Origin of the sequence: Vibrio minamisatsumaniensis (assembly GCF_050337445.1) — a bacterium.
Classification (GTDB): domain Bacteria; phylum Pseudomonadota; class Gammaproteobacteria; order Enterobacterales; family Vibrionaceae; genus Vibrio; species Vibrio artabrorum.
The window spans coordinates 1-19,792 of record NZ_JAKJSY010000005.1; the positions used below are offsets into that span (position 1 = coordinate 1).

General features: G+C 43.6%; 21 protein-coding genes and 5 pseudogenes. 19 read left to right on the forward strand and 7 right to left on the reverse strand.

Annotated features, from left to right (window positions below; genetic code table 11):
• From L4B77_RS00605 to arsJ, 4 genes and pseudogenes are all read left to right on the forward strand, one after another.
• Positions 1 to 256 (forward strand): annotated as a pseudogene (locus tag L4B77_RS00605) (IS5 family transposase); the annotation flags it as partial.
• A gap of 44 nt (positions 257 to 300) precedes the next feature.
• Positions 301 to 666: pseudogene (locus L4B77_RS00610) on the forward strand (ArsJ-associated glyceraldehyde-3-phosphate dehydrogenase); the annotation flags it as partial.
• Between the two features lie 6 nt (positions 667 to 672).
• Positions 673 to 1,182 carry a cyclin-dependent kinase inhibitor 3 family protein gene (locus L4B77_RS00615; protein ID WP_429748117.1) on the forward strand — a complete coding sequence of 170 codons (510 nt, stop codon included), beginning with the start codon at positions 673 to 675 and terminating at the stop codon, positions 1,180 to 1,182.
• 97 nt (positions 1,183 to 1,279) lie between these two features.
• A pseudogene (arsJ, locus tag L4B77_RS00620) lies at positions 1,280 to 2,170 on the forward strand (organoarsenical effux MFS transporter ArsJ); the annotation flags it as partial.
• Positions 2,171 to 2,195: 25 nt separating this feature from the next.
• Here the strand turns inward: arsJ and L4B77_RS00625 are convergent.
• The gene (locus L4B77_RS00625) at positions 2,196 to 3,176 is read right to left on the reverse strand and encodes an IS5 family transposase (protein ID WP_429748118.1); all 981 of its coding nucleotides are present in this window, start codon (positions 3,174 to 3,176) and stop codon (positions 2,196 to 2,198) included.
• 94 nt (positions 3,177 to 3,270) lie between these two features.
• On the opposite strand from L4B77_RS00625, the pseudogene L4B77_RS00630 reads away from it, so the two are divergent.
• Positions 3,271 to 3,387, forward strand: a pseudogene (locus tag L4B77_RS00630) (acyltransferase); the annotation flags it as partial.
• A gap of 29 nt (positions 3,388 to 3,416) precedes the next feature.
• Here the strand turns inward: L4B77_RS00630 and L4B77_RS00635 are convergent.
• Positions 3,417 to 3,746, reverse strand: coding sequence for a DUF2500 domain-containing protein (locus L4B77_RS00635; protein WP_261838385.1), 330 nt, complete (start codon positions 3,744 to 3,746; stop codon positions 3,417 to 3,419).
• Positions 3,747 to 3,990: 244 nt separating this feature from the next.
• Here L4B77_RS00635 and L4B77_RS00640 point away from each other — a divergent pair, with 244 nt between their 5' ends.
• From L4B77_RS00640 to L4B77_RS00650, 3 genes are all read left to right on the forward strand, one after another.
• On the forward strand, positions 3,991 to 4,365 hold the full coding sequence (locus tag L4B77_RS00640; protein ID WP_261838384.1) for a DUF4145 domain-containing protein: 375 nt from the start codon (positions 3,991 to 3,993) through the stop codon (positions 4,363 to 4,365).
• A gap of 925 nt (positions 4,366 to 5,290) precedes the next feature.
• Positions 5,291 to 5,911, forward strand: coding sequence for a lysoplasmalogenase (locus tag L4B77_RS00645; protein ID WP_261838383.1), 621 nt, complete (start codon positions 5,291 to 5,293; stop codon positions 5,909 to 5,911).
• A gap of 90 nt (positions 5,912 to 6,001) precedes the next feature.
• Positions 6,002 to 6,238: a YecH family metal-binding protein gene (locus L4B77_RS00650; RefSeq protein ID WP_261838382.1), complete on the forward strand. Its 237-nt coding sequence runs from the start codon at positions 6,002 to 6,004 to the stop codon at positions 6,236 to 6,238.
• 134 nt (positions 6,239 to 6,372) lie between these two features.
• Here the strand turns inward: L4B77_RS00650 and L4B77_RS00655 are convergent, their stop codons facing one another.
• Positions 6,373 to 6,639: a DUF1145 domain-containing protein gene (locus L4B77_RS00655; protein WP_261838381.1), complete on the reverse strand. Its 267-nt coding sequence runs from the start codon at positions 6,637 to 6,639 to the stop codon at positions 6,373 to 6,375.
• Positions 6,640 to 6,649: 10 nt separating this feature from the next.
• Positions 6,650 to 7,252, reverse strand: a complete 603-nt coding sequence (gene rsmD, locus L4B77_RS00660) for a 16S rRNA (guanine(966)-N(2))-methyltransferase RsmD (RefSeq protein ID WP_429748119.1) — start codon at positions 7,250 to 7,252, stop codon at positions 6,650 to 6,652.
• Positions 7,253 to 7,482: 230 nt separating this feature from the next.
• Between rsmD and ftsY the strand changes: the two genes are divergently transcribed.
• The 6 genes from ftsY (at position 7,483) to glpG (ending at position 13,124) form a co-directional block, all read left to right on the forward strand.
• Positions 7,483 to 8,712: a signal recognition particle-docking protein FtsY gene (gene ftsY / locus L4B77_RS00665; RefSeq protein WP_429748120.1), complete on the forward strand. Its 1,230-nt coding sequence runs from the start codon at positions 7,483 to 7,485 to the stop codon at positions 8,710 to 8,712.
• 77 nt (positions 8,713 to 8,789) lie between these two features.
• Complete coding sequence (gene ftsE, locus L4B77_RS00670) at positions 8,790 to 9,467, forward strand: cell division ATP-binding protein FtsE (protein ID WP_261838378.1); 678 nt, start codon at positions 8,790 to 8,792, stop codon at positions 9,465 to 9,467.
• A complete protein-coding gene (gene ftsX, locus L4B77_RS00675) occupies positions 9,454 to 10,422 on the forward strand; it encodes a permease-like cell division protein FtsX (RefSeq protein WP_261838377.1) in 969 nt (322 codons plus the stop codon). Before ftsE ends, ftsX begins: the two co-directional genes overlap by 14 nt.
• 177 nt (positions 10,423 to 10,599) lie before the next feature.
• Positions 10,600 to 11,457 (forward strand): RNA polymerase sigma factor RpoH, encoded by an 858-nt coding sequence (rpoH, locus tag L4B77_RS00680; protein WP_017055518.1) that lies wholly within the window; start codon positions 10,600 to 10,602, stop codon positions 11,455 to 11,457.
• 445 nt (positions 11,458 to 11,902) lie between these two features.
• Positions 11,903 to 12,226: a thiosulfate sulfurtransferase GlpE gene (glpE, locus tag L4B77_RS00685; protein ID WP_261838376.1), complete on the forward strand. Its 324-nt coding sequence runs from the start codon at positions 11,903 to 11,905 to the stop codon at positions 12,224 to 12,226.
• A 55-nt stretch (positions 12,227 to 12,281) separates the two neighbouring features.
• Positions 12,282 to 13,124, forward strand: coding sequence for a rhomboid family intramembrane serine protease GlpG (glpG, locus tag L4B77_RS00690; protein WP_261838375.1), 843 nt, complete (start codon positions 12,282 to 12,284; stop codon positions 13,122 to 13,124).
• 80 nt (positions 13,125 to 13,204) lie between these two features.
• Here glpG and L4B77_RS00695 read toward each other — a convergent pair whose 3' ends face one another.
• Positions 13,205 to 13,612, reverse strand: a complete 408-nt coding sequence (locus L4B77_RS00695) for a flagellar basal body-associated protein FliL (protein ID WP_261838374.1) — start codon at positions 13,610 to 13,612, stop codon at positions 13,205 to 13,207.
• A 160-nt stretch (positions 13,613 to 13,772) separates the two neighbouring features.
• On the opposite strand from L4B77_RS00695, the gene L4B77_RS00700 reads away from it, so the two are divergent.
• Positions 13,773 to 14,312 carry a chorismate lyase gene (locus L4B77_RS00700; RefSeq protein WP_261838373.1) on the forward strand — a complete coding sequence of 180 codons (540 nt, stop codon included), beginning with the start codon at positions 13,773 to 13,775 and terminating at the stop codon, positions 14,310 to 14,312.
• Positions 14,313 to 15,167, forward strand: coding sequence for a 4-hydroxybenzoate octaprenyltransferase (ubiA, locus tag L4B77_RS00705; RefSeq protein WP_372091891.1), 855 nt, complete (start codon positions 14,313 to 14,315; stop codon positions 15,165 to 15,167).
• Between the two features lie 99 nt (positions 15,168 to 15,266).
• Here the strand turns inward: ubiA and plsB are convergent, their stop codons facing one another.
• Complete coding sequence (plsB, locus tag L4B77_RS00710) at positions 15,267 to 17,690, reverse strand: glycerol-3-phosphate 1-O-acyltransferase PlsB (protein ID WP_261838371.1); 2,424 nt, start codon at positions 17,688 to 17,690, stop codon at positions 15,267 to 15,269.
• 225 nt (positions 17,691 to 17,915) lie between these two features.
• Between plsB and L4B77_RS00715 the strand changes: the two genes are divergently transcribed.
• Entirely contained in the window at positions 17,916 to 18,278 is a 363-nt protein-coding gene (locus tag L4B77_RS00715; protein ID WP_261838370.1) for a diacylglycerol kinase, read from the forward strand.
• Positions 18,279 to 18,372: 94 nt separating this feature from the next.
• Complete coding sequence (gene lexA, locus L4B77_RS00720) at positions 18,373 to 18,993, forward strand: transcriptional repressor LexA (protein WP_261838369.1); 621 nt, start codon at positions 18,373 to 18,375, stop codon at positions 18,991 to 18,993.
• Positions 18,994 to 19,233: 240 nt separating this feature from the next.
• On the opposite strand, the gene L4B77_RS00725 is transcribed toward lexA, so the two are convergent.
• Complete coding sequence (locus L4B77_RS00725; protein WP_429748121.1) at positions 19,234 to 19,518, reverse strand: hypothetical protein; 285 nt, start codon at positions 19,516 to 19,518, stop codon at positions 19,234 to 19,236.
• A 55-nt stretch (positions 19,519 to 19,573) separates the two neighbouring features.
• Here L4B77_RS00725 and L4B77_RS00730 point away from each other — a divergent pair.
• A pseudogene (locus tag L4B77_RS00730) lies at positions 19,574 to 19,792 on the forward strand (IS5 family transposase); the annotation flags it as partial.

A 19,792-nucleotide genomic window follows, 5' to 3' on the forward strand; every position in this document is an offset into this window, starting at 1 on the left:
AGACGATGCTCATAACCCTAAAAGGATGAGCAATTTGGTGGCGTATTCTGCCTTAGGTCCCATACGCTGGCAAAAGAAAAAGCAGTATGGAAAACGGAATGTCTCAGAGAATGCGATGCACCGTTACAAAACAATTATAGGCCCCAAATTACACAGTAGAGACTTTAACAATCAACAACAGGAAATGATGCTAGGCGCATCAATATTGAATAGATTTACCCAGCTTGGTATGCCCGAGAGCTACCGAGTCGCCTGATGGCATCAAAAGACAGAGTGGGTTGAGTACGGAAACAAAGCCGCGCCAAAGCGATTGTTGAGATCTTCCCTGAGCTTGAAAACCGCATCAACGGCCACGCGGTTCGTGTACCGCTAGCGAATGCTTCTCTGACAGACATCATCTTCGAAGTGAAACAAGACACCACGGTAGAAGCAGTCAACGCGATGCTGCAAGAAGCATCTGAGAATGAACTGAAAGGCATTCTTGGCTTCGAAGAGCGTCCACTGGTGTCCATCGATTACAAAGGTGACCAACGTTCAACGATCGTAGATGCCCTCTCTACGATGTTGGTCGGCAAGCGCATGGTTAAGATCTATGCTTGGTATGACAACGAAATGGGGTACGCGACACGTACTGCTGAGTTGGTTCGTACCGTCGGCTTGGCGTAAGGGGGAATGACGATGACAGATTCTCAAGTACACCCAACATGGCAACTAGACCTAGAGCAAGGTGCGCTCATTCTGACTCCATGCCCAGGTACCAAAGAAGCAACGCTTGATGCGTCACTGGCTCAGCTAAAAGAGCAAGGCGTTGAAGCGATCGTGACAGCACTTGATGACCATGAGCTTGCCAGTAAAGACGTGGCGGCACTTGGCGAAAAAACACGTGCGCTAGGCATGCAATGGTTCCAGATCGAAATTGAAGACGACTGTGCACCGGGTGCTGATTTTGCTGCGAAGTGGCAAGCAGCTAGCCCTGAACTTCATAACATCGTCGATAACGGCGGCAAGGTCGCGATGCACTGCATGGGCGGCTCTGGTCGTACTGGTTTGTTCGCGGCTCATCTGCTGCTAGAGAAGAGTTGGGACATGAGCAAGATTGTTGAAGAGGTGCAGGCACTGCGTCCGGGTGTATTTACTAAGCCTACTCAGGTTGAATACATTAATGGCGTAGCAAACCGCTAATAAGCCATTGTTGTTATACAAGGAGCTTTTGGTATCGGGAGTGTTGAGCTTATCATGATCCAAAAGCTCTTTTTGTTTCGATTGCAGAGATAGTGTTATGTTTTCAAATCTAAGTAAGAGCGTTCGCCAATACATGTTGGTGACTTTCAACTACTGGAACTTCACCATTACTGATGGTGCACTTCGCATGCTGGTGGTTCTGTATTTTTACGATCTTGGCTACAGCTCGTTAGAGATTGCTTCACTGTTCCTTTTCTATGAATTTTTTGGTGTGGTAACGAACCTAATTGGGGGCTGGTTAGGGGCTCGTCTAGGCTTGAATAAAACCATGAACATCGGTTTAGGGATGCAAGTCGTCGCCTTAGGTATGCTCGCTGTGCCAAGTGCAATGTTGACTATTCCTTGGGTCATGGCGGCGCAGGCTTTGTCTGGTATCGCGAAAGACCTCAATAAGATGAGTGCCAAAAGCTCGATTAAGACGTTGGTTCCTGATGAACAACAAGGCGCGCTTTATAAGTGGATTGCAATTCTGACTGGATCGAAGAATGCGCTTAAAGGTGCTGGCTTTTTTATTGGCGGTTTGCTGCTCTCGACGATTGGCTTTCAATACGCGGTGCTTACGATGGCCGCAGTGCTGACATTGGTGTTCATCGGCAGCTTGATGAGCTTAGAAGCGGACATGGGTAAAGCGAAAACCAAACCTAAATTCAAACAGATCTTCTCTAAGTCTGAATCCATCAACATTCTATCTGCGGCGCGTATGTTCCTGTTTGGTGCTCGTGATGTGTGGTTTGTGATTGCTTTGCCGATTTACCTAGGCAGTGTGTTTGGATGGGATCACTCATGGGTAGGAGGCTTCTTAGCGGCTTGGACCATTGCTTATGGCTTTGTACAGGGCATTGCACCTAAGATTACCGGTAAAGCACAAGGCAAGGTGCCTGATGGACATGCCGCGCTATTATGGGCAGGGGGGCTTTGTTTCCGTACTCAACCCACTCTGTCTTTTGATGCCATCAGGCGACTCGGTAGCTCTCGGGCATACCAAGCTGGGTAAATCTATTCAATATTGATGCGCCTAGCATCATTTCCTGTTGTTGATTGTTAAAGTCTCTACTGTGTAATTTGGGGCCTATAATTGTTTTGTAACGGTGCATCGCATTCTCTGAGACATTCCGTTTTCCATACTGCTTTTTCTTTTGCCAGCGTATGGGACCTAAGGCAGAATACGCCACCAAATTGCTCATCCTTTTAGGGTTATGAGCATCGTCTGCATACAGATTTCCTTTGGGAGGAATGGCTATGTCACTCTCTGGAAATTTGCTCGTTAAAGCATCATAGACGTCATCGGTATCGTACATTTTATCTGCTGAAACATGGTCAACTTCCACATCAACTTGCTTACTTAATTCCTCGACAACCTGAAAATCCATAGTGTCTTTCTTCGTCAATATCGCGCCATGAATAATATGTTCATCACCAACAGCAAAGTGCGCTTTTTTCCAGCTGCGCTTTACGTTTACTTTATGTTTTTCCTGGTGCCATTCACCCTTACCAAATTCTTTCAGGCCAGTGGAATCAATGGCTATCGCCGCTAAATATTCATCGGGTTTGTCTGTTTTTTTGAATTTTGGCGTCTTAAGTTCAAGCTTAGAGAGACGCTTTGATAGACACGAAAAGTCAGGACAGGAGAGGTTTGTGTAGCCCATTTCCTGGAGGAGACTATCGATAAAGCCTTGAGTCTGTCGGAGAGGTTGTTTGAATACGAGTCTCAAATAATGGCATGCCATGATTGTGCTGTCTGGGTATTTTGGGGATGACCCTGTGCCATCGTAAGAGCGTTGCTCAGTTTGCCAATTCTCTATGATGTCGTCAGATAACCAGATATCAATGCGCCCACGATCACGAAGACTTTGGTTGTATTCAGCATAATTGGTTTGCCGATAGGTGTGCTTTTTGAAGTGATGACGTCTGGATTCGTTGTCTTTGTAAGGCATGATTTTTGAACTGGACACGAAGATAGATGGCAAGGATAAAGTAAGGCACGCTCAAATCAAAATTGACGATTTTATGAGCGCGTCAACAAAGCCGTTCCAAGGACACCCTGCATGGGTGATTCCATTATGGATAGTGGTTAGTGGTACGGGGGCTTTATGGTTGAGCTGGTTGGTTGCTAAATCGCCGAAAACGAGTTGGTTATTACCTTAGTTCTGCTGAAAGTCGTTGTACTAAAGTGATTAACGTTTCAATGCAAAGTGTAAGAACTTGTCACCTTGGTAGGTTAAGGTTCCTTTGTCGCCAGGGTTGAGGGCGTGAAAGTAGTGGATACCCACTTGGAATTCTCGTTTTGGGCCAACGACACCACGTTGAACGTAAATCCAATACTCACGATCTTCTTGGCCAGGCTCTGCGTCAGGAAGGTCGATGGATTGTTTGTCTAACACGGTGACATTCACTTTCTTTTCTGGTGCATTTTCACCTTGTGAGTGCTTTCGATAGAAACCAATAAATACCCAAGCCGCTAGAACCGCGAGTGCAAAGATGGCAAAAAAGAGTGAATTAGGCATATAACCTCCATGTCGTCGTGATGGCTATTCTAGTCTTTCAAGCTAAAGGGATATGTGTTTAAAGCTGTTATTCGTGAACTGTTGTAAACCAAACTGATTATTTTTCGGCAGACATCACATTTAATGGCCTGTTTGGGATAAGGCATTGTTATTTATGGTCTCTTTATCTCGTAAATAACGGTGATTTTGTATAAGAATAAGGAAATACTCAACTAGAATCATAGTGTGGAGTGGGAGGGTCAAGATGACCGATATTGAAAAAGTAGTGACAAGAACTCGTAATATAGAGAAATTATTGAGGCTTCAATATCACGCCGAAGGCGAAGGATTGCATGAGCTTGTAACCAGCTGTGAAGAAAGGTTACCGCACGATATGGTGAGTAAGCTGCGTTATATCGCAACGTGCCGTAACCGGGTTGTCAATGAACATGAGGCTAAGTTGGAAGATCAACATAAGTTCATCATGATGTGTAACGACTGTGAGAAGGCGTTGACCCCACGTAGTGGTCGTTTTATCTGGCGAGTAGCCGTCTTACTGATGATAGCAATGACTTTAGCTGCTGTGGGTTTCTATTATGCGAACTGGGATGTGCTCACACTGCATCTGTTTTCGAAGTGAAAAAATTGAACAAAAAAAGGGACGCCATGGCGTCCCTTTTTTATCTGTAACTTGCTTAGTACATCATCGGTAGTGTCATTAGACCTACAACTACCGCGATCATTACAAGTCCTTGTCTTTGCGAAGATGAAATCATAACACTACTCCTAAATTTGGTTGTCTCTCGCTATGTCTTAAACAATAGCACTAATTATGGCTTTAGATCAAGAATTACTTTCGAAAGCTTTAAAAGTGGAGAGAAACTATTGGTTTTTGGCCTGTTTGGGGGTGTTTAACTGTATTTTCGGAGTGTTCTTATTTTGTGCGTTATGATTCATGTTTGTTCCTTTTTAATATAAGTCATTGTTTTTTAATGGTTGTTTTGTGTGATTTATATTGTTAAATGTTGTTAAACTGTATTAATAAGGGTTGGCGATGTATGGGTTTGTTTTTGTCGGTTTTTTTAGTTTTTGGTTTGAATTTTGTGGTGATTTTTACAGAGGACTTGGAGAAATATGACAAAGTGGGACTTTACAAAAGAAAATTGGCTACTTTATCAGTCTAGACTTAGGTAGCGTTTTTGTTTTCCTGTTAACCTTGAGTTTACTTGTTTAAGTTGTTGTTATTGTTTGATTTAAATGTGGTGTTTTTAATTTTTAAAGTGTGGAATTTAGCGATATAGGGCCCGTTTTTTGTGGATTCTATAGGTTAGAATTGACCAAAACTCCAGTATGGCTACTCTAATGCCCGTTTGAATGGGTTTTATGCTAATTCGCTCTATTTTTAAACGAATAGCCGTTATTACTGTGTTCATTATTACGACTTCAACCTAAAGAGACTCTTTTTCGTGGAAGCGTAATCAAGATCCAATTTTGAGGAGCCGAGGCTTTACATCAACACTCGTGTGCCTAGACTGGCGACGATTTAAAGCAATAGGGCAAATGGTATGTGGAGTTGGTTGGCGGTTTCCTTGTCTGGTATCGGAGCAATATCAGGAACGAAACATGGACATATCGGTCAGGCCTTATCGTATAAGGTTTTTACCTTTTTCTTATTAGCGACTATCGCTTTAACTCAATCTGTCGTTGCTGATTTTACCTATTGGATAGTGGCTGGGTTAGCGATCTCTGCGATCGCAGATGTCTTTCATACTGTTGCTCAAAAACGCCCCCTGCATTTTATTTGTTTCTTACTGGCTCAGCTCTGTTACAGCAAAGCATTTTGGTTGCAGCTCTCAGGAGAAATGGTCTGGTGGTTGTTCGCATTCCTATTAGCGGCTTGTGTCGTGGCTTTCTTCTTACTTCTTCCTCGCTTAGACAAACTCGTCTTTCCTGTGGTTATCATGGGTATCGTGCTTATTCAGCTTGCATGGGCTTCTGGTGAGCTCTGGTTGCTTGATCCTGAACTGTCGCATGCGGTGGGTTTTGCTGGTTGTACCGTATTACTGCTTTCGGCATTAGCGTACGCTCTGAATTTCTACCGTAGCCCAATCAAAGGTGCCTACTTTTGGGTGACGGGCAGTTACTTTCTGGCGCACGCTCTTATTGTGGCTTCCCTTACCATTTAGGGTAGAGCTAACCTAACTCTGAGCTACATCAATACTGCTCAGATGAAAGTAAGTACTCTACATTTATTTCATTAAACATGAGATAGCGTTATGACTACCGAAATTCATGCACACAACGTTTTAAACCTACTGAGTGAAAAGTCATTGACTCGTGAAGAGTTGACACAAACGCTCGCGCAAACCTACGGGACAGAAGCGCGTTTCCATACGTGCAAGCTCAATGGTTTGGATTTGGATGGCCTGCTGAAGTTTTTCCTGAAGATGGAGAAGGTTGTGGTTGTTGATAACAAACTTTGCACCAATCGTGAGCGTGTATGCCACCACTGAACTATAGCCACAACGGGTTTTTTTGAGTCTTTTGACTTTTAGATATTCGGCGAGTAGAGATGATATTTTCAGCGGCTAAATATAAAGAAGCCGCTCAATTGAGCGGCTTCTCTGGGTTGACGATGTCACGGTATTTACATCATGTGTTTACGTCGGATATCGAGTAGAGCGAAAATACCAAAAATCAATATTGACCATTTATCCCAGCGTGACATGTTGATTTTATCACCGAAAGCACCGATAAAGATGAGCATTTGCAGGCCGTGCATGAAGAGCAAAAATGCGGTCATGATGTAAAGTGCAATGGCTCCATTACCTGGGAACGGGTGGAAAATGTTGACGATTAAGACAAACCAAACAAAGGCAATGGCTGCTTTTGCTAGTGGAAGCAAGAACTTCATTCAATAACTCCTATTCTTCAGTGATTCGATTGAACAGTCGGTAGCTGGACTGTCCTGTGGTCTTATCGCGATGCAATTCCCAGTTATCTGGCATAGCTTCGAGTTTCAGTTCTTTCTCTGTCTCAATGTAAATGATGGCATTGTCTGTAAGCCAACCGTTACTCTCAAGCAGTTGTACGGTTTCTGCCAGCAAGCCTTTACGAAATGGTGGATCAAGAAAAACCATATCGTAAGGAGTGCCTGGCTTCTTAAGGAAAGCGATAGCATCAGTATTCACGACATTGATGTTGTCTGCCTTGAGTTCTTTCGCGTTATCAGAAAGCTGTTTGGCCGCCTTTGGATTCATTTCGAGCAGTGTCACCATTTTTGCTTGGCGAGAAGCGGCTTCAAACCCTAGGCCGCCAGAACCGGCAAATACATCCAAGCAAGTTGAATGTGGGATATCTTGAGCCACCCAGTTAAAGAGCGTCTCTTTTACTCGGTCAATGGTTGGGCGTAATCCTTCTAAATCATGAACAGGCAGTTTTCTACCTCTCCATGAGCCACTAATAATTCGAACAAAGCCTCCGGATGGCTTTTTTTGTGATGTGTTTTGCTGGCGACGTCTTACCATAGATTTTTTGACCGCTAATAAAGTGATACTATACCAAACCCAATTTAACGGGGTTCGTGTATTAAATAAATTTGCAATGACAAAGTGTATCAAGCTAAAAGCAAACTTATCACTGCTTTGTCATTTTTCTTTACTATTCGTTTGTACAAGCTTGTATTGTATAACAATAGCAAAGAGTCGACGTGTATTAAGTCAATACAGCTAATTAGTAGATCTAGGAAACTCCTCTGATGACGGAAAAAAAGAAGCGCGGATTATTATCGTGGCTTGGTTTTGGTGAAGAAGAACAAAGCCCAAAAACTCAGAATGAAGCGAACGTAGAAAACGTTGAAGATCAAACTGAAGTTGAATCACAAGTTGAGGCTGAACAGGTCGCGCCTGAAGCTGATATCGCTAAGCCAAATGAACCTAAATCAGTTGAATCTGATCAAGCGCTTGAAGAGACTCAACAAGAGCGGCAACCTGTCGCAGCAGAAGCAGAACAGGAAGAAGTGGTTGCTCCTCAAGCTCAGGTTGAAGAAGTACAAGAGAAGCCGACAGAAAGCTTCTTTGCTCGCCTTAAGCGCAGCCTAAGCCGCACTAAAGCAAACATCGGTGCGGGTTTCTTTGGTCTGTTCAAAGGCAAGCAAATCGATGAAGACCTGTTTGAAGAGCTAGAAGAGCAACTTCTGATTGCTGACGTGGGTATGAATACCACGGTTAAGATCATTGAAAACCTGACAGAAAAAGCATCTCGCAATGACCTGAAAGATGGTGAAGCACTTTATGGTCTGCTTAAAGAAGAGATGGCAGACATCTTAAGCCAAGTGGAACAGCCTCTGGTTGTGGATACCACTAAAACACCTTACGTTATCTTAATGGTGGGTGTGAACGGTGTAGGTAAGACTACGACCATCGGTAAGCTGGCGAAACAATTCCAAAATGAAGGCAAAAAAGTGATGCTTGCGGCAGGTGATACCTTCCGTGCCGCAGCCGTTGAACAGCTTCAGGTTTGGGGGCAGCGTAACGAGGTGCCGGTTATCGCTCAACATACTGGTGCGGACAGTGCATCTGTTATTTATGATGCGATTGAAGCGGCAAAAGCACGTGGTGTCGATGTGGTGATTGCCGATACTGCAGGTCGTTTACAGAACAAGAGCAACTTGATGGAAGAGCTCCGTAAGATTGTTCGTGTAATGAAGAAAATTGATGACTCTGCACCACACGAAATCATGCTAACGCTCGATGCAGGTACAGGCCAGAACGCGATCAGTCAAGCTAAACTGTTCAGTGAGGTCGCGCCAGTAACGGGGATCACGTTAACTAAGTTAGACGGAACAGCGAAAGGTGGGGTGATTTTCTCTATTGCTGATCAGTTCCAAATCCCAATTCGCTATATTGGTGTCGGTGAAGGTATTGATGACCTGCGTCCATTTGAGTCGAAAGACTTTATTGAAGCGCTATTTAGTCGCGAAGAGTAATGCGAGCAGTAAAGTGTTTTATCTTCAATCTGCTACCGTTTTAAATTTGATATTAGTGATCGTAAGAGGAATTTTCGGTGATCAAATTTCAGCAAGTGAGTAAGGCCTACCGAGGCGGACGTCAAGCACTCCAAAAGGTGGACTTTCACCTCAAACGTGGAGAGATGGCATTTTTAGGCGGGCACTCCGGTGCTGGTAAAAGTACCTTGCTGAAGTTGATCTGCGCGATAGAGCGCCCAACTGACGGACGAGTTTGGTTTAATGAACACGATATCACTCGTATCCCAGCGAAAGATATCCCTTTTTTACGCCGTAATATTGGGATTGTTTTTCAAGACCATCGATTGCTGATGGATCGCTCGATCTTCGATAATGTCGCTCTGCCTATGCGTATTGAATCTATTTCTGAAAATGAAATAAAGCGTCGAGTCAGTGCAGCGTTAGATAAAACCGGTCTGCTAGATAAAGCTCGTTGCTTGCCGAGCCAACTTTCTGGTGGCGAACAACAACGCGTGGGTATTGCTCGCGCTGTGGTTAACCGCCCAACTCTGCTGTTAGCCGATGAACCCACCGGTAACTTAGATCCTGAATTATCTAACCGCGTGCTGCGATTATTTGAAGAGTTCAATCGTGCCGGTGTCACGATCATCCTAGCGACGCACGATATCGGGTTAGTGAACACTCGCCCTCAATACCGTCATCTTGAATTAAACCAAGGCTTTTTGAGTGAGGTTGAAGACTATGGCCGTGAATAAGCGTATCAAGAAGCCTCAATCTAACCGAGGTGCAAACCGTGTCAAAAGTGATGGTTTTTTTGTTATTCATTGGAAGCAAGCCAAAGCATCTTTCATGCAAATGTGGCAACGCCCGTTAGGCAATTTACTGACACTAGCGGTGATCTCTATGGCTTTAGCAATGCCGGCTTGCTTGTACTTACTGGGTAAAAATGTAGGTGAAGTGGCGCAAGATGTCACCAGCCCGTCACAAATAAGTGCTTATGTAGAGGACGGTATTCCTGAGCCACGAGTCATGGTGTTGAAGGATGAAATCGAAAGTTGGGATCAAGTTGAGCTGGTGGAATATATTTCACCCCAACAGGGGCTCGCTGATCTCAGTCAGTATTCTGGTTTCGAAGATGCCCTGACTATTCTCGATGATTATTCATTGCCTGGGGTTTTGGTGATTACGCCAAGCGTACACAGCGATACCTCAATTAAAGAATTGGCAAATACCGTTAAAAAGCAAGAGTTGGTGACCGATGTTCGCTTAGACGAAGATTGGCTCGCTCGATTAGATGCGATCAAAGCATTGGCAATGGTGATTGTTATTACTTTAACGACATTGATGTTGGGTGCTGTGTTTTTGATTATTGGCAATACACTGCGATTTAATGTGTTGGCACATAAAGATGAGATTCAAACTATGAAGCTGATTGGTGCCACCGATAGCTTCATCTTACGACCATATTTGTATTCAGGAATGTGGTTTGGTGTATTAGGCTCGGTTACGGCTTGGATAATGACGGCTCTTATCACGGTATTGTTGAATAGTGCAGTCGATGACTTGGCTCAGCTTTATGATAGCCATTTTCGTCTCATTGGTTTGAGTTGGGATGAGTCTTTACTGCTTCTGATTGTTGGAACTTTGCTTGGCAGTGTGGCGGCTAAGTTGTCTGCGCAGCGTCATCTAAAAGAAATTGAACCTGTTTAAGTGAATGGAGTCATATTTAAACAGGAAATAGGCACTTCTTAACCAGTTTTAGCCTTGTATAGACGAATTGATTATGCATAATTACTTCCCCCTTCTTGAAACCTGTTCATTTTAGGTTCAAGATTGTTGGGTTTTAATAGATGTATTACTCCAGATCAGAGATTGATGAGGAACCGAATGGCAAACCAAGCGTATCAAATGGCTTTAGTCACACAAGATAGTTTAGATAGCTATATCCGTTCAGCGAACAGCTACCCAATGCTGACACCTGAAGAGGAACGTGGACTTGCAGAGCGATTACATTACAAAGGTGAGATAGATGCAGCGAAAGGCTTGATCCTTTCCCACTTGCGATTTGTGGTACACGTTGCAAGAGGCTACTCTGGTTACGGGTTACCAATGGCTGATCTTGTCCAAGAAGGTAACATCGGCTTGATGAAGGCTGTTAAGCGCTTCAATCCAGAAGTTGGTGTTCGTCTGGTCTCGTTTGCTGTTCACTGGATCAAAGCTGAAATCCATGAATACGTTCTACGTAACTGGCGTATCGTTAAAATTGCGACCACTAAAGCACAGCGTAAACTGTTCTTTAACCTTCGTAAGTCTAAAAAGCGTTTGGGTTGGTTCAACAACGGTGAAGTTGAGACGGTGGCTCGTGAACTGGGTGTTGAGCCTTCAGAAGTTCGTGAGATGGAATCCCGCCTAGCAGCACAAGATGCGACGTTTGAAGCGCCTATGGACGATGACGATGGCGGCTCTGCTTACACGGCACCAGTTTACTACCTAGAAGATAAAGCATCAGACGTTGCTGAAACGGTTGAAGCGGCTAACTGGGAGTCACACACCAATAATCGTCTAGGGTTGGCATTAGCAAGCTTAGATGAGCGTAGCCAACACATTGTTCGCTCACGTTGGTTAGACGATAACAAAGCAACGCTGCAAGACTTAGCGGATACCTACAGTATCTCTGCTGAGCGTGTTCGCCAGTTAGAAAAGAATGCGATGAAGAAATTGAAACAAGCCGTTGGTGATTTCTAATAGCATCTAGTTTCTATTAGCTTCTACCTTCTAATAGTAGAGTAGAGCTAACAAATAGCTGAATTTTGAAAAGGCCGAGATCGAGAGATCTCGGCTTTTTTATTGGGGATCGATGTCACCGTCTTTTTGATCGAGATTTTCAAAAAAAATGTGGATAACTCTGTGAGAAGTTTATTCGTCAGCTGTCTAAAAGCAGGGTGTAATAAGGCTTTGTGAGGGTTTGTGCTGTGGGGATAGTTTTCATAACACACACAGTTAGATCAGGATCATTACTACATGTTGTGGATCTGTTTTTCAAAAAACACTTTATCAACGCAATCCACAGATTTATCCACAAATGCTGTAAAAGTGATCGCTAGTGGATAACCTTATTAAGTGGATGTGATTGTTCGCCTTGGGATAGGTTACAATGACAGCAAAGTCAATCAGCATAAAAGAGAAAGTTATGGACCAGTTTAAACATATTGACGTAAAAGGCGCACAAGCCCTCATTGAACAAGCCGAAGCGAGACTTGTCGATATACGTGATCCGCAGTCTTTTGCCGTCGCTCACTCAAAAACAGCCTATCACTTGACGAATGATACAATGGTGTCGTTCATGAATGAGGTTGAGTTTGAACAGCCTATTTTGGTGATGTGTTACCACGGCATTAGTAGCCAAGGTGCAGCTCAATATTTAGTGAATCAAGGCTTTGAAGAGGTATACAGTGTTGATGGTGGTTTTGAAGCTTGGCAGCGCGCTGAACTTCCAGTCGTTGCTGGCTTATAACTTTTATCATCGTCATCGCTTCAAGCATTTCTCATAGTATGATTAGGAAGTAACAATGATTAGACTGATGGTGTTAGACAACCCTCGTCTGGCTCAAGCATTTATTGACTATATGGCCTCGCGTCAGATCCCTATTCAGATGTCTCCAGAGGGAGAAGGGCGTTTTGCTCTTTGGCTTCTTGATAGTCAATTTCAGGTTGAAACCGAAGCTGAGCGGAATCGTTTTCTAGCTGAACCCAACCATAAGCGCTATCAAGCGGCGTCTTGGGATATGGCCGAGACCAGAAAGAGTAACTTTCATTACCACACGCCAAGCTTCATGGGCATGATCAAAGCCAAAGCGGGGCCGGTGACACTGAGCCTGATGTTGGTGTGTATGGTCATTTTTGTGCTGCAACAGATCGGTTTTGGCCAAGCTATTTTCAATGCCCTGCATTTCCCAGCTTTTGATGGACAGCAATGGCAGCTGTGGCGTTGGCTGAGTCATGCCGTTCTCCACTTCTCCGTTATGCACATCGCATTTAATATTTTGTGGTGGTGGCAGTTAGGTGGGGACATTGAGAAGAAACTAGGCAGCCTCAAATTACTTCAGATCTTTGCTGTCTCTTCTGCGCTTTCAGGTGCTGGGCAGTATTGGGTTGAAGGGGCGAACTTCGGTGGTTTGTCTGGTGTTGTGTATGCCTTGGTTGGTTATTTATGGGTTGTTGGTGCGAAGGCACCACAACTTGGTTTAGGTATCCCGAGACAGATTGTCGGCTTTATGTTGGTGTGGTTGGTACTTGGCTATATGCTGCCATTTATGGCTATCGCAAATACCGCCCATTTAGCAGGTTTGGCTGCAGGTTTGATTATTGGGTTAATTGATTCAATGAAGGCGCCCAGTTCGACCAGGCACTAGCGTATACTCAAAAATGCGCTAATGATAGATGTAAAAAAAACGGCTTGATGGCCGTTTTTTATTTGAATACTGAGTTAATATCACTGGTAGAGATACTTGGTAAATAATAAATCCGCGATGAGTGTTTTTCCTGTCTCAGGAAGTAGAATCTCATTGAGGTGTGCAACCAATATTTTTCTCAAATCTTCACGACCGGACAGAGATTTAATCGTTTCTTCGTTTTGTTTGCCGAGTAACTCAATGACAGCATCACGGATCAATGGTTGATGATACTCAATGGTCGCTAAGTCTTTGCTATCGGCAACCATGATATCGAGGCGCACTTGAATGTAGCCCAGCTTTTTCCCTTTAGTATGGAAATTGGTGGTCAGGTCTGGCTCTAGCGTGAAGTAGGCGAGCTTAGAGGTTGGCTCTTCTTTTGCAAAACACGATGCAGGAAAGAGCAAGCTCATCGCAAGAAATATTTGGGCTACATAACGTTTGTGCATATTTATGACTTTTCTTTAGTTTATTCGCGATACTCGAAACGCATTAGTCTTGTTACAATGAGCAGTCTAAATCCCAATACATTGATAGTTCGAAGAGCGCTTTAATTTTTCGAAAGTTAGTTCCTTATTATACGTGTAAAGTCACTTATTGAATACCAGTATGAATCAGCCAATATCGCTGTATCTTAATTCGTTAATGAATGTAGATTGGCAAAGTACAGAAACATTTGATTTTCCAAATGAAATGACTAAAGAGTGGCTTATGGAACAAGGCTCTCTTTCCCGTAAATTGGGCAAGTGTTGTGAACATCTATCTGTTGAGTTACTTCACAATCAAGTTGTAGAACGCTCGATACTGCAGCGAGATGAAGAGTATCTTTTATCATCATATGATTGCTTATTACGTAAGGTTATTTTGAAAGGTGATGATGTTCAGTGGGTGTTAGGCCGAACCTTAATTCCCCGAATCACGTTAGAAGATCAACATTCCGATCTTTCCCAACAGGGCAATGTTCCGCTTGGGCTGACGGTGTTCAGCGCTGAGAACGTGGAGCGGGATGCGCTGCAAGTCGGTTGGGCTCTTGTGGGTGATGTGCGACTGCTCGCACGTCGCTCTCGATTATGGATGAATCATAAGCCGATGCTTGTGGCTGAACTGTTTTTACCTGCATCCCCTATTTACTCTAAGGAGAATGTGTAAATGCTTGCCGTCAAAGCGAAAGCGTACTGGCAATTAACGCGAATGAATCGCCCGATTGGTACCTTGTTACTCCTATGGCCGACTCTGTGGTCGCTGATTATTGCTGCGCAAGGCATACCTGACTTGGATGTTTTGGTTGTTTTCGTTATCGGTGTGGTACTGATGCGCTCGGCGGGTTGTGTGATCAATGATTTTGCTGATCGTAAAGTGGATGGTCATGTAAAACGTACTAAGCAGCGCCCACTGCCTTCAGGTTTGGTTTCCAGTAAGGAGGCTATTGTACTTTTTTTAGTGTTAGCTATGGTTTCATTTTTCTTGGTACTCACCATGAATCCTCTGACGATTAAGCTTTCCTTTATCGGGGTAGGTTTAGCTTTTATTTACCCTTTCATGAAGCGTTTTACTCATCTTCCACAGTTGTTTCTTGGATTGGCTTTTAGCTGGGCAATACCAATGGCTTGGGCTGCCCAAACCAATGATTTACCAGGTTTTGTTTGGTTTATTTTCACAATTAATGCATTGTGGACGATTGCTTACGATACGCAATACGCGATGGTCGACCGAGATGATGACCTGAAGATTGGTATTAAATCGACGGCGATTTTATTTGGTCGCTTTGATAAGTTGAGCATTGGTTTCTTGCAGCTAGTGACGTTGGCGATGTTGATGGTGCTGGGAGTTCACTATCAACTGGGTGATGTTTTCTACTGGGCGTTATTGATTGTTGGTAGCTTGTTCGTTTATCAACAACACTTGATGCGTCATCGAGATCGTGACTTATGTTTCCAAGCTTTTCTAAATAACAACTATGTCGGTATGGTTGTGACTGCGGGTTTGTTCATTTCCTTTTGGTAAGTTCTCGTCTTCGTATCAGTGAACGTTAAAGAAAAGGCACCCATCGGTGCCTTTTTTGAACGTCCAGCTTTGCTATTAAAGAGAATCCTCGCCGAGAGATTACTCTACTTGGTGGATACTTTCTTGAATGGTTAAACGTACTTCTGGGTAAAGCAGTGAATAGAGAAGTTGAGCAAAGAGCTGAGTCTTTTCTAAATCGCAATTTCCATCATTATCTAGGTATTGCTGTTGCTTAAGCGTTGCGAACATCGATGCAAATACGCCTTTGTCGAAGAACTCCGGTGCATTGATACCTTGTAAACGACCAAGGCGTTGTGCGATGTCTTGGCTCTTCTGTTCAAGGTCAGACTTATCCAGCTCTGGATTCTCTGCCAATAGGTTGAGAGCAATAGAGTAGCGCTGTAGCGTTTCTGAAATCGTACGACCCAACAGCATCAGGGCTTGGCTGTTTGATTGGTTGATCGTCACTTCGTTATCGGAAACCACAAGCATGCCTTGGTTAACCAGCTCTTCAATGATGTTCGACACTACGTTTTCGAGCTTGTCTTCGTCGTAGCTTAGGAACAGCTCTTTCTTTAAGAACGGGTAGATAGCAGCAACGTTCTCTTGAATTGCGTCAATCGATAAACCGCGCTGACGAATAGTCATCTGTGCAATTAATGATGGTAGAGCAAATAAGTGAATGATGTTATTACGGTAGTAGGTCATCAAAATAGATTGATGGCGGTCAAGCGAAATGATGTCGCCCATTGAATCTGATTCAATCAAGAACTTGTTCAGTGATTCTGCGTGTTTGACTAGATCTTCTGCGCTGTCTTTTGGCACGGTAAACGTATCTGAGTAAGGTACGTTCTTTAGTAAAGATAGGTAGCAGTTGATTTGAGAAACCAAAGAGTCACGAGACAATGCACGCTGCCTTGAAGCCAATAGCGCCGTTGCACAAAGTGTCAGAGCATTGGTCGCGGCGGCATCATTAATGTGCGTCATCATCTTAGTCGCTAAGTCGTTGACCACTGGATTCATCCACTGCGGTTTGCTGGTACCCATTGGATCAATATCTTTCGTCCACTCTGGCGCATGTTCGTTTAGGTATTGGTTAAGCTGAATTGGTTCACCGAAGTTGACGTAGCCTTTACCGAAGTTACGCAGTTTACGTAGAGTACGAATCACTAAGCTGGCATTTTCTTTTTCTTTACGCTTACCACGAAGCTCTTTCGCGTAAGTGGCCACTTCCATTACGTGTTCGTAACCGATATAGACAGGAACGAGTGTTACTGGACGATTCATTCCGCGTAACATTGCCTGAATGGTCATCGCGAGCATGCCTGTCTTCGCTTGCAGTAGACGACCAGTACGAGAACGTCCCCCTTCACTGAAGTACTCGACTGAGTAACCTTTAGCAAAAAGTTCTGCGAGATATTCACGGAAAATGGTTGAATAAAGCTTGTTGCCTTTGAAGCTACGACGAATAAAGAACGCACCACCATGACGGAAGATAGGACCGGCAGGGAAGAAGTTCAGGTTGATACCCGCAGCGATGTGCGGAGGCACCATGCCTTCGTGATAAAGTACATAAGAAAGCAGTAGGTAATCCATATGGCTGCGGTGACAAGGTACATAAACGATCTCATGGCCATCTTGAGCTAGCTTACGCACCGTTGAAGCGTTGTTAATATGCAAGCCTTGATACAATTTATTCCACAACCAACCAAGAATCTTCTCACCCCGTTTGATCAGTGAGTAAGAGAAGTTTGCCGCGATCTCGTCCATGATATCTTGAGCTTCTTTGCTCGCTTTCTCGATCGAGATGTTCTTTGCTTGTGCTTCGTCTTCAATCGCTTTCTTGATCGCTTCTGATTTTAACAGGCGGTTGAAAAGGGCTTGGCGGCTTGGCAGGTTAGGTCCTGACGCAGCAAGTTTTTGGCGAGAGAAGTGAATACGTGCAACGCGCGCCAGCTTGTGCGCAATGGTGCTGTGAGTACCATGAGAGTTCGCCATGTAACGTAAAGAAACAACAGGGCTGAAACGAACCAAGCAGTCACGACCCGCGAGTAATACCGCTTTAGATTTCTCTAAGCCATTCATGGCTTGTAAGTAAGGTCTTTGGTTACTCTCTTTGCCTGGTTTACGCCCCCATAATACAGTCGCTGGGATAACTTGAACATCGAGCTCTGAGTCTTCTGCGTGCAGCGAAAGCAGCTCCGAGAAGAGATCAATTGAAGAGCTTGGTACATAATCATCATCTTGAAGCAGAGTTTTTCGAGAAGAGATAAAAACGTAGCGTTGCAGTGATTTTCCGTTGATTTCAAGTTTACTCAAAGGGTCTGGTAAACTTAATTCAAGCGCATGTTTTTGCAATGTAAGAATATCTACACTTGAGCGAAACGGTAAGGCGTATACAATCGGTTTGCTCAAATCAATGTTCAAATCCTCAACTGGATTCGAGGGGATTGATGTACCCTTTACCAATATGGATAAAGGTAGTTTCATTAATGAACGTGAAAAAGATTGTCCAGAAGACATATAGGTTCACTGCCTCAATAGTTATTTCAATGTGCTTAAGCGTATCTCTATTTCTGATCTGAAATGAAAAGGATAAAACCTATTGGTGAAATAGGGATAAGCCTAGGCGTAAATTTAATCGATGCAAGAATACCAGAAACTGGTCTAACCTTTTAATGGAAATAGCCATATTGCCGTTAAGTTTGTGGAAAAACATGCATCGACTAATCAAGTATAGGGTCAACAATGACTAAAAAATCAAACACTGGATTTAAACGTATAGTGAAAGCTGCAGGCTTTTCATGGCAAGGTATCAAGAGTTCGTTTAAAAGCGAGGCTGCATTTCGACAAGAAGTGTTTATGGCTGCCGTACTTATTCCGTTAGCATTTTACTTAGACGTTAGCCAAATTGAACGCATCTTAATGATCTCGGTTGTGGTATTAGTTATGGTTGTCGAATTAATCAATACCGCGATTGAAGCGGTCGTTGATCGAATTGGTAGTGAATATCATGAGCTATCTGGAATGGCGAAAGATGTCGGTTCTGCAGCCGTCTTTATGTGTTTAGCGCTAGCGGGTTATGTTTGGTTTGAGATTTTATTTCTGTAATTGGTTAAAAATGAACTAAAAACAACCAATTGCTTTGCTTTTGTCCAGTTACTGGATATACTCACAGTTAACTGTATAAAAAGACAGGTGAATCATGAAGCCATTAACGCCTCGCCAGCAACAAGTCTTTGATCTTATCAAAAGTAAAATTGAAGATTCCGGTATGCCACCGACACGTGCAGAAATCGCGCGTGAACTAGGCTTCCGTTCTGCAAATGCTGCAGAAGAACATTTAAAAGCTCTTGCTCGTAAAGAAGCGATTGAGATTATCCCGGGCGCATCTCGTGGTATTCGTATTTTGCTTGAAGATGCAGCAAATGAAGAACAAGGTTTACCATTAATCGGTCAGGTTGCCGCTGGTGAGCCTATTCTTGCTCAAGAGCATGTAGAAATGCATTACCAAGTTGATCCCGGCATGTTTAAACCACAGGCTGACTTCTTACTTCGCGTCAATGGCGAAAGTATGAAAGACATCGGTATTATGGATGGTGATCTACTGGCTGTTCATAAAACACAAGATGTGCGCGATGGTCAGGTTGTTGTGGCTCGTGTTGATGATGATGTAACGGTAAAACGCCTAGAACGTAAGGGTTCTACCGTTCTGTTACATGCTGAAAATGAAGCGTTTTCTCCAATCCAAGTTGATCTAGAATCTCAGCATTTGGCTATTGAAGGACTTGCTGTTGGTATTATTCGTAACACCGACTGGATGTAATCATTACAAGCAGATTATTGATATCCATTCTCAATAATCAGGCATTGCTATTGATAATCATCTTCTTTGTCGAGAGACAAGGAAGATGATTATGCCACCTCTAACTAAGCCTTAAATGAAGGCGTTTGTTCGTAAACATTGCTCTTCTTAGCCAAGCTCTGCACATCAAAAGTTTCAAGTGCCGACGAATCTTGCGCCACAATAAGGTCCACGGGCTTGCCTATTACTATCCAGGGGCGCTTACCGATTTGTTACGTCTGAATCACCAAAAAATCGAGCAAATAAGTTGATATCTCGATAGTTACGGCCATCAGCGGACGTAAGTGGCGGATTTTGTGTGCTTGGGTCTTTATCTGATCCTTGCAGGTTACAGTGCTGTCCCCAAATAGAAGTACCTTGTTGCCAAAGGTTCATATATTGATCACAATCTACTTCATTCATCCCATCATCCCAAGTGATAGCTTGAACATAATAAGGTATGTTATTGGGTGTCATATCGTTGAAGGGCTTTGTTGACGCGCTCATAAAATCGTCAATTTTGATTTGAGCGTGCCTTACTTTATCCTTGCCATCTATCTTCGTGTCCAGTTCAAAAATCATGCCTTACAAAGACAACGAATCCAGACGTCATCACTTCAAAAAGCACACCTATCGGCAAACCAATTATGCTGAATACAACCAAAGTCTTCGTGATCGTGGGCGCATTGATATCTGGTTATCTGACGACATCATAGAGAATTGGCAAACTGAGCAACGCTCTTACGATGGCACAGGGTCATCCCCAAAATACCCAGACAGC